At 54.1% G+C, this 9,483-nt stretch carries 9 protein-coding genes and 2 pseudogenes; 3 read left to right on the top strand and 8 right to left on the bottom strand.

What is annotated here, in order from left to right; genetic code table 11:
- Positions 1 to 90 (top strand): annotated as a pseudogene (locus DFR77_RS14460) (IS630 family transposase); the annotation flags it as partial.
- A 107-nt stretch (positions 91 to 197) separates the two neighbouring features.
- Here DFR77_RS14460 and gcvP read toward each other — a convergent pair.
- Together gcvP and DFR77_RS11685 are read right to left on the bottom strand one after the other, a co-directional pair.
- The gene (gene gcvP / locus DFR77_RS11690) at positions 198 to 3,050 is read right to left on the bottom strand and encodes an aminomethyl-transferring glycine dehydrogenase (protein ID WP_003691655.1); all 2,853 of its coding nucleotides are present in this window, start codon (positions 3,048 to 3,050) and stop codon (positions 198 to 200) included.
- 30 nt (positions 3,051 to 3,080) lie between these two features.
- Complete coding sequence (locus DFR77_RS11685; protein WP_003703774.1) at positions 3,081 to 3,440, bottom strand: hypothetical protein; 360 nt, start codon at positions 3,438 to 3,440, stop codon at positions 3,081 to 3,083.
- Between DFR77_RS11685 and DFR77_RS11680 the strand changes: the two genes are divergently transcribed.
- Positions 3,439 to 3,618: a citrate (Si)-synthase gene (locus DFR77_RS11680; protein ID WP_225577366.1), complete on the top strand. Its 180-nt coding sequence runs from the start codon at positions 3,439 to 3,441 to the stop codon at positions 3,616 to 3,618. The genes DFR77_RS11685 and DFR77_RS11680 overlap by 2 nt on opposite strands.
- Here DFR77_RS11680 and DFR77_RS11675 read toward each other — a convergent pair.
- The 5 genes from DFR77_RS11675 to DFR77_RS11655 are packed head-to-tail and all read right to left on the bottom strand — an operon-like array spanning position 3,611 to position 8,303.
- Positions 3,611 to 4,252, bottom strand: a complete 642-nt coding sequence (locus DFR77_RS11675; protein WP_003691652.1) for an arylesterase — start codon at positions 4,250 to 4,252, stop codon at positions 3,611 to 3,613. The two genes, DFR77_RS11680 and DFR77_RS11675, sit on opposite strands and share 8 nt — an antisense overlap.
- A complete protein-coding gene (locus DFR77_RS11670; RefSeq protein ID WP_003693800.1) occupies positions 4,242 to 4,793 on the bottom strand; it encodes a DNA-3-methyladenine glycosylase I in 552 nt (183 codons plus the stop codon). The genes DFR77_RS11675 and DFR77_RS11670 overlap by 11 nt, the downstream gene beginning before the upstream one ends.
- Positions 4,794 to 4,796: 3 nt before the next feature.
- Positions 4,797 to 5,315, bottom strand: a complete 519-nt coding sequence (locus DFR77_RS11665) for a PqiC family protein (RefSeq protein ID WP_003691649.1) — start codon at positions 5,313 to 5,315, stop codon at positions 4,797 to 4,799.
- Positions 5,315 to 6,976 (bottom strand): intermembrane transport protein PqiB, encoded by a 1,662-nt coding sequence (gene pqiB, locus DFR77_RS11660; protein ID WP_003693803.1) that lies wholly within the window; start codon positions 6,974 to 6,976, stop codon positions 5,315 to 5,317. The genes DFR77_RS11665 and pqiB overlap by 1 nt, the downstream gene beginning before the upstream one ends.
- Positions 6,969 to 8,303 carry a paraquat-inducible protein A gene (locus tag DFR77_RS11655; protein WP_012503779.1) on the bottom strand — a complete coding sequence of 445 codons (1,335 nt, stop codon included), beginning with the start codon at positions 8,301 to 8,303 and terminating at the stop codon, positions 6,969 to 6,971. Before DFR77_RS11655 ends, pqiB begins: the two co-directional genes overlap by 8 nt.
- A 310-nt stretch (positions 8,304 to 8,613) precedes the next feature.
- Here DFR77_RS11655 and DFR77_RS11650 point away from each other — a divergent pair, with 310 nt between their 5' ends.
- Positions 8,614 to 9,243: a biliverdin-producing heme oxygenase gene (locus DFR77_RS11650; RefSeq protein ID WP_010360624.1), complete on the top strand. Its 630-nt coding sequence runs from the start codon at positions 8,614 to 8,616 to the stop codon at positions 9,241 to 9,243.
- A 24-nt stretch (positions 9,244 to 9,267) separates the two neighbouring features.
- Here the strand turns inward: DFR77_RS11650 and DFR77_RS11645 are convergent.
- A pseudogene (locus tag DFR77_RS11645) lies at positions 9,268 to 9,483 on the bottom strand (IS1595 family transposase); the annotation flags it as partial.

Raw genomic sequence — 9,483 nt, 5'->3', positions numbered from 1 at the left:
TGGGCGAATATTAAGCGGTATCTGCGAACCGTTTTGTCTGATTACGCCCGATTTGACGATGCACTACTGTCCTATTTTGATTTTAATTGACTATAAAGTTATAGTCGAGATACGTGTATCGGTGCAACCGGTCTGCCGTTGACGAAAATGCCGTCTGAAAGTGTTTCAGACGGCATTTGTCTTCGGGGTTTCAACAGTCAGTCTTCATAATTTTCCATCGGCGGGCAGCTGCACACGAGGTTGCGGTCGCCGTACACGTCGTCCACGCGGTTGACGAAGGGCCAGAACTTGTGTTCGCGCACGAAGGGCAGCGGGAAGACGGCTTCTTCGCGAGAGTACGGATGCGCCCATTCGCCGGTTATATCTGCGGCGGTGTGCGGCGCGTTGACCAGTGGGTTGTCGTCTTTCGGCCATTCGCCGTCGATGACTTTCTGCACTTCGCGGCGAATGGATTTCAGGGCGGCGATGAAGCGGTCGAGTTCGGCTTTGCTTTCGCTCTCGGTCGGTTCGATCATCAGCGTGCCGGCAACAGGGAAGGAAACCGTCGGCGCGTGGAAGCCGTAGTCCATCAGGCGTTTGGCGATGTCGGTTTCGGTGATGCCGCTTTCGGCTTTGAGCGGACGCAAATCGACGATGCATTCGTGCGCGATGCGGCCGTTTTTGCCTGTATACAGAATCGGATAGTCTTCGCTCAAGCGTTTAGCGACATAGTTGGCGTTGAGCAATGCCCAGCGTGTTGCCTGTTCCATGCCTTGTTTGCCCATCATGGTCAGGTACATCCAAGTAATCGGCAGGATGGATGCAGAACCGAAGGCTGCGGCGGCAACGGAGGTTTGCCCGGCACTTGCGCTGTGGGTGTCGGTCAGGGTATGCCCCGGTGCGAACGGGGCGAGGTGGGCTTTCAAGCCAATCGGACCCATGCCCGGGCCGCCGCCGCCGTGAGGGATACAGAAGGTTTTGTGCAGGTTCATGTGCAACACGTCCGCGCCGACTTCGGCGGGCTGCATGATGCCGATTTGGGCATTGAGGTTTGCGCCGTCCATGTAAACCTGTCCGCCGTTTTCGTGAATGATCCGGCAGATGTCGCGGATGCCTTCTTCGTACACGCCGTGTGTGGACGGATAGGTAATCATGATGGCGGACAAGGCATCGCGGTGTTGTTCGGCTTTGGCTTTCAAATCGTCAATATTGACGTTGCCGTGTTCGTCGGTATCGACGACGACGACTTTCAAACCGAGCATGGCGGCGGTGGCGGGGTTGGTGCCGTGGGCGGATTTGGGAATCAGGCAGATGTTGCGGTGTGCTTCGCCTTGGGCTTCCTGATAACGGCGGATGGCGAGCATACCGCTGTATTCGCCTTGTGCGCCGGAGTTGGGCTGGAAGGAAATCGCGTCAAAGCCGGTGATGGCTTTCAGGCTGTTTTCCATATCAGCAAGCAATTCGCGGTAGCCGGCGGTTTGCGCTTCGGGAGCGTAAGGGTGGATGTCGGAGAACTCAGTCCAAGTAATCGGCAACATTTCCGCAGTCGCATTGAGCTTCATGGTGCAGCTCCCGAGCGAAATCATGCTGCGGTTCATAGCCAAGTCGCGGTCTTCGAGTTTTTTCAGGTAGCGCAACATTTCGTGTTCGGTGTGGTAACTGTTGTACACAGGATGTTGCAGAATGTCGTCTTGACGCAGTAATTCGGCGTTCAGACGGCCTTTGACATCATCGGCAAATGTGAACGTATCCTTGCCGGTAAACGCGCGGTACAAATCGGCCAAATCTTCGTATACCGACGTTTCATGGAATGCAGCCGCAACTTGAGTATTGTTGACGCGGCGCAGGTTGTAACCCGACTCCAAAGCAGCGGCAAACACTTGGTCTGCTTTCTCTTTGCTGCCGAAATCGACGGTAACGGTATCGAAGAAGACTTCGTGAACCACTTTGAGGCCGTCTGAAACCAGCGCGTCGGCAAAGACGGAAGCCAGTGTGTGAATGCGGTTGGCGATGCGTTTCACGCCTTTGGGGCCGTGATAAACGGCGTACATGCCCGCCAAGTTCGCCAGCAATGCCTGTGCGGTACAAATATTGGATGTCGCTTTTTCGCGGCGGATGTGTTGTTCGCGGGTGGACAAAGCCATGCGCAAGGCAGGTTTGCCCGATGCGTCTTTGGATACGCCGATGATGCGGCCCGGGGCGGAGCGTTTGAACTCGTCTTTAAACGCGAAATAAGCGGCGTGCGGACCACCAAAGCCCATCGGTACGCCGAAACGTTGGGTGTTGCCCAAAGCAATATCTGCACCCAATTCAGCCGGAGACTTCAGCAAAACCAAGCTCATGATGTCGGCGGCAACAGCAACGATTGTGCCTTTGGCTTTCAGACGGCCGATAACGTCCTGCAAGTCTTGCACGTCGCCATCTTTACCGACGTATTGGAACAGCGCGCCGAAGTATTCGCCTTCATCCGCTTGGGCAAAATCGCTGACCACCAGCTCGAAGCCGAAATATTTGGCGCGGGTTTTCATCACGTCCAAAGTTTGCGGATACACGCGCGCATCCACAAAGAAACGCTCGGATTTCACTTTGCCCACGCGGTGCGCCATCGCCATCGCTTCGGCGGCGGCGGTCGCTTCGTCCAACAAAGACGCGCCCGCCACAGGGAAACCGGTCAAATCGATGCACACCTGCTGGAAGTTCAACAACGCTTCCAAACGACCTTGGGCAATCTCCGCCTGATACGGCGTGTAGGCGGTGTACCAGCCCGGGTTTTCCAATACGTTGCGCAAAATCACGTTCGGCACGCGGGTCGGGTAATAACCCAAGCCGATATAGGACTTGTTGATCACGTTTTTCGACGCGATGCCTTTCAATTTCGCCAATGCGTCCGCCTCGGTCAGGGCTTCGGGCAAATCGAGTTCGGACGGCATACGGATGCTTTGCGGCAAGGTGTTGCCGACAAAGTCGTCCATGCTCTTCTCGCCGACAGCGGCAAGCAACGCCGCTTCGTCGCCGAAACTCAAATGGCGCGCGGCAAATTCGTTGGGGTTGAACAGTTCGGACAGTTTCATTTCTACTCCTTCGGGTTTGTAGGGCTGCCATCAGGCAGAATTTTTAGACATCGGATGATTCGGGCAAGGGTGGCACAAAAGGCGGGATAATGGCGGACAACGCGCCAGAATGCAGCAGGTCGGGACAAGCAGCGCCACAAGCGGCAGCGATAAGGGAAAGCCGCCGCCCAAAACCATGAAACCTGCAGGCACCAGCCAAGCCAAGGGATGAGCCGGAAGCGGAAAAACAACATTGAGCAGAACCAAAATCACGACAAACAGCGGCAGCCCCGCCATCAGGTTGGCACGCCTGTATGTTGCGTACGGGTCGGATGCTTCTTCAGGTTCGCAATATTCCATGATTTCAGCCTGTCCGGGCTTTATCCGCAGCAGGTTCGGACGGTCGGTCATGCCGTCTGAACCGGCAGGCCGTCTTTCTCAAAAAACGCCATACCGCTGCAACTTCATGCGGCTGTATGGCGTAGGTTTTGCACTTCAGACGGCATATGCGTCCCGAAGCAGTTTGGTGTCCCAGTCGGTTCATGATTATATAAACAACTTGGGTGCGGATAAACCTTTGTTTATCTAAACCCATGTTTTCTCAAAAATTGATTCAAATTTTCGGCGAATTTCCGATAGCCTTTGCCGTTGGCGTGGATTTGGTCGGATTTCAGATTATTATTGCCCAAAATTTCCGCCCACGCGCCGCCGAACAACGGAATGCCGTATTCCTCGGACAAATCCTCATACAGCGGATGGTCGCTCAAATGCCCGAACAACGCGCCCAGTGTGATGTGCGGCACGCCGACGAGGACGGCGGGAATGTTTTCCTTTTGCACGGTTTCGATGATTTTCGCGATATTGGCGCGGGTCTGCTCCTCGGGAACTTTGCGCAGAAAGTCGTTGCCGCCTATGCCGACAATCACAAGCTTGGGTTTGCGTGCCAACAGCGCGGGCAGGCGCGATAGGGCTTGCGCGGACGTATCGCCCGATACGCCGCCGTTGACAATATTCCAACCCGTCAGTTTTTGCAGTTGCGCGGGGTAGGATTCGCCGGGGTTTGCTCCGTAGCCGAAGGTGAGCGAATCGCCCAAGGCAAGCACGGTGCTTCCTTCGGGAATTTTGGCGTGGGTTCGGGCGGATTTTCTGCCGCAGGCGGTAAGAAGCAACGCGCCTGCGCCGAGGAGGAAGGTTCTTCTGTTCATTGGTTTTTCAGACGGCATCGAGCCATTTCGGGTGGTATTTCAGGGTTTTACGGTAAACCGGACAGCTTTCGGCGTGCGCGCCTTTGAGGTAGCCGGTACTCATCAGAAATTCGCCGACGATTTCGCCGCCGACGAATTTGAAATGTTTTTTAAAGAGTTTGACCCATTCGTCTTTGCTTCGCGGATGGTGCGCGTCGAGCCAGTTCTTGAACGAACCGTGTTCTTGTTGCAACGCTTGGATTTGCCGTGCATTGAAAATGGCGGCATCGATTTTCAGACGGTTGCGGACAATACCCGCATCGGTAAGCAGCCGTTCAATATCGGCTTCGCCAAATGCGGCGACCGTATCGATGTCGAAACCTTCAAATGCCGTCTGAAACGCCTGCCGCTTCTTCAGCATCAGCGTCCAACTTAATCCTGCCTGATTGATTTCCAACACCAGCCGTTCAAACAGTCCGTTGTCGTCCTTAATCGGAAAACCGTATTGCGTATCGTGGTAATGTTTGTTCGGGTTGTCGGTGTTTTCGGGAAGTGAGGCGGCAAATTCGCAATAGTTCACGGTTTACTCGACCATCTGTTGCGCCGCCTGTTTCAGTCCCTGTTCGAGTGCGGCGGTCATGGCGGCGTAGCCGTCACCCTGCTGTTCGGTTTCGATATGGAAGGGTCTGTTCGTACCGTCGGGTAGGACGGCGTAGCCGCTGATGAGGGTTTTGCCCGTGTAGCTGCCTTGGAATGCGTCGATATAGACCGTCCATTTGTCGGTACTGCCGCTGCGTGAGGCAGGAACAAAGGTGCGTGTGCTGTCCAAACGGTTGAATGCATTGCTCAACGCCGCTTCGAGCATATCGTCCAAGGTGTCTGCCCAAACATGGTTTTGTGCGGTGTTGATGCGGTAGGGGTCGGTTTGATAGACCAGTCCGCCGCGTTTGAGCGGTTCGGCAAGACGGACTTCGACGGCGGTTTCGCCGCCTTGCGTTGCAGGACGGATGTAGCGGCTGTCGGGCAACACGAAATATTGTGTGCTTTGCACAGTACCGCAGGCGGCAAGCGTCAGGGCGGCGGCGATGGGGAAAAGGCGCATTATCGGCTTCCTTTCGGGATAGGGTCTTTGCTGCTGTTGTTGAAAATCAGTGCGTTGGGTTTTTCTTTCAAAGTGTTAATGACGGGTTGAACGTCTTTTAAGGTTTTGTCCAAACTTTGCAGCGTATTTTGTACGTCTCCGTAGATAGGCGATTGAGGCGATACGCCTTGCAGGGTTATGCGCAACTCTTTCAGAGTTTGGTTCAGTTCGTTCGGGATGTTTTGCGTCTGCGGATTGCCGACCAGTTTGTCAATGGAGCTTAGGGCGGCATTGGCGGATTTGAGTGCGGACTTGAGTTCGGCGAGCGAGCCGTTCAATTCGGCAACGGTTTTATCCAATGGCAGATTGTTGAATTTGTCCAGCAAATCCGCCAATTTGACCTGCAAGTCATCCAAACCGCCGCCCCGTGTGGCGATGACGGTATCGCCTGCATAAACGGTATGCGGTCGCAGCTTGGGCGAGGCGGAAGGCTGATCGTTCAACTCAATCATTTTGCCGCCGGTCAGCAGGTTGTTGCTGGAGATGGTGGCGGTCAGGCCTTTGTTTAAGGCCGTCTGGAATTGTTGTTTCCAATGCTCTTTGCTTTGCTCGTCGGCATTGATTTCCAAACGGGAAGGCTCGATGCGGATGCGTACGGGAATCCAGCCGTTTTCAAACAGGTGCAGGCTGTCATTGCGGTCAAAATAAGGGACATCGGAAACCATGCCGACATTCAGCCCTTTGTATTCGACAGGCGAACCGACGGTCAGTCCGCGCACGGATTGTTTGAAAAACGCGGTGTAGTACAGCGAGCGGTCGTCAGGCAGGTTGGCGATTTCGCTGCGGCTGTCGTAAAGCGTGAAGCTGTCCTCGCTTTTGACGTTTTTACTGTTTTTGGTTTTCGGCGAATCAAATGAAATCGCGCCTGACAGCAGGGCAGGCAGAGGGGCGGAATTGAGTTTGATGCCGCTGCCTGTGGTTTCGATATTGATGCCGCTTTCCAGCCAAAAACGGCTGGCGGAATGAATCAGTTTGTCGTTGGGGCTTTGGATGAAGATGGTGTAATGCACGCTTTGGTCGGACGGGTCGAAATGCGCGCTTTCGATTTGCCCGACCATAAAGTTTTCATACAAAACAGGGCTGTTGACGTTGAGGATGCGGTCGTTTTTACCAATCAAATTCAAGCGCAGCCCGCTTTGCCCGATGGCGGTAACGGGCGGAATGTCCTGCACTTGGAACACGTCTTTTGCCTCGCCGCTTTTGCCGGGTGTAAAAGCGATGTACGAACCCGAAAGCAGCGTACCCAAACCGGTTACGCCGCTTTGGTCGATACGCGGCTTGACCACCCAAAACTGGGTATCGCTGCGGATGAGGCCGGATACGTCCGCATTGAGTTGGGCAGTAACTTCCACGCCTTTTTGGTCGTCGCGCAGTTTGATTCGGGTAACGCGTCCGACATCGATGCTCAATACCTTAATGACCGTATTGTTGACTTCGATGCCTTCCGCGCTGTCCATCAAGAGCGTAACCACAGGCCCCCTGTTGCGGATTTCCTTAACCCAAAGCCAGCCGCCGGCAATCAGCGCGATCAGCGGGACCAGCCAGACGGCGGAGAGGAAGGTGTTGTTTTTGCGGACGCGTGCTTGAGCGTGTCCGTTTGGAGGAGGGCTGTTGTCAGTCATATTTTTCCGTTTCGTTGAAAGCAATGCCGTCTGAAGCGCGTTTGTCCCAAAGCAGGCGCGGGTCGAAATAATAGGCGGACAGCATCGTCAAAATCACGACCAGGCAGAAATAGACTGCCGCACTGCCCGGAATGACGCGCGCGGCATAAGTGTGGAACGAACACATCAAAATAATAATCACAAAAATATCAATCATCGACCAGCGGCCGACCGCTTCGGTGATGCGGTAGAGGTGCGACAATTTCTTTGCGCCCGCCGGCAAAGCGAACCGTGCCGCCGCAATCAAAACCGACATTGCCGCAATCTTCAGCACCGGCACCAAAATACTCGCGCTGAAAATAACCGCCGCAATCAGCCTGTCGCCCTCGTCCCACATATAAGCGATGCCGCTAAAGATGGTGTTGGCCTCCGTGGCGGCAGGATTGGACGAAATCATAATCGGCAGGATATTGGCAGGGAAATACAAAACAACCGCCGCCGTCAGAAACGCCGACGAAATACTCAGACTTTTCGGCCGTCGGCGGTACAGTTCCGCGCCGCACACCCCGCAGGGGGATTCGGCACTGTCGCGGAAATACAGGCAGCGGCTGCAACAGGTTTTGCCTTCCGATGCCGTCTGAACCGCATTATTCCCCGTCAGCCGCCCGATTTGGAAATACACCCAATGCTGGGGAACCGATACCGAAGTCCGAATCAGCATAACCGACAGCGCGAACATCAGATAAAACGCCGGCCCGAAGCGAACCTTTGCCACAGACGAGAGCTTGATATACGCCACCAGAGTGGAAACAAAAAACACATCCACCATCATCGCCTGCCTCAAGCGCACCATCACACGCGTTGCCAAACGCAGCGCAGGATACGCCTGTTTCCGTATCAGCGCGGCATAGACATACAGGCACAGCAGCAGAAACAGAACCGGCGCGCCGAAAGTCAGCACAAACATCACTTCGGCCAAAAAACCATAATCCTGAAACACCATCAGGCGCATCATCTCGGGCAGCGAAAGGACGGATGCCGCACCCGGTATCCCGACCTCGATATACGTCATACTGTAAGCAAACGCCATCAAAATCAGCGAAGCCGCCGCATAGGCGGGCGGACCGGAAAAAGGGTGGCTGCCCACCCTGAAGAGTTTGTGTCCGCAACGGGGACAGAACGCCGCCTCTCCCTTGTCCAACTGGGGCACGTCTGTACGGCAGCCGCATTCCGGGCAATCTACCGTATGCGGCGGCAGGGCTTCGTCGCGGCAGTTGCCGCGAAGGCTGTGGGGGATATTTTCGGCAAATGGCTTCATCGGGAAAGTGGCAAATATAAATGGCGGCATTATAAAGGAAAAAAAGCGATACACCCAATCAGGATGCAAAACCGGCAGGTTCGGCAGTATGAACAAACCCTTGGTGTCCGGCAAAAATATTTTTTGAGCGGCTGCCCCTCCGGCCGACAAGCCTATTTGATAAAACCCCGATTTTGTAAATAATCATAAAATACCCGCTTAAAAATATAACGCAAATGATATTTTTTCGTAAAATATGTGATAATAAATTTCGTTTATGATTCTTTATTATTTTTGTATGCGGGCAAGTCCGGATTTTGCCCGCACCGCATCCTTATCCCTTACCGACAAAGGAAAACTTATGAGCGAAACCGAAAACCAAGCCCTGACGTTTGCCAAACGCCTGAAGGCGGATACCACGGCGGTTCACGACAGCGTGGATAACCTCGTTATGTCTGTCCAACCGTTTGTCAGCAAAGAAAACTACATCAAATTTTTGAAACTGCAATCCGTGTTCCACAAAGCGGTTGATCATATCTATAAAGACCCCGAGTTGAACAAAGCCATTTCCGAGCTGGAATACATGGCGCGATACGATGCCGTAACGCAAGACTTGAAAGACTTGGGCGAAGAGCCTTACAAATTCGACAAAGAATTGCCACACGAAACCGGCAACAAAGCCGTCGGCTGGCTTTATTGCGCCGAAGGATCCAATTTGGGCGCGGCATTTTTGTTCAAACACGCGCAAAAGCTGGATTACACCGGCGAACACGGCGCGCGCCACCTCGCTCCGCATCCGGACGGGCGCGGCAAACACTGGCGCGCCTTCGTCGAGCACCTGAATGCCCTGAACTTAACTCCGGAAGCAGAAGCAGAAGCCATTCAAGGCGCGCAGGAAGCGTTTGCTTTCTATAAAGTGATTCTGCGTGAAACCTTCGGTTTGCCGGAAGGAACAGAAGCCCCCGAAGGCATGATGCCGCACAGACATTAAAAATGGGGCTGTACTAGATTATCCCTAAATTCCACACCGATCCCGCAGGATTTTTAGCTGCCGGGACGGTGTGCCGGAGTTAAGTCGAAATTCGCATTCCCTCAACAACGGCGGGAAAGGTTTACGATCGATTCCGTTGTATTTTCGCAAGGCGCGTTTTGCCTGATTCCAAAAGTTCCCAATGCCGTTAATGTGGTTCCGACGGTCTGCAAATTCCTTGGAACGGTTGATGCGGCAACG

The sequence above is a fragment of the Neisseria gonorrhoeae genome (assembly GCF_003315235.1).
In the GTDB taxonomy this organism is placed as follows: domain Bacteria; phylum Pseudomonadota; class Gammaproteobacteria; order Burkholderiales; family Neisseriaceae; genus Neisseria; species Neisseria gonorrhoeae.
The sequence above is the reverse complement of the archived record's forward strand: the minus strand, read 5'-3'. Positions and strand labels throughout refer to the sequence as shown.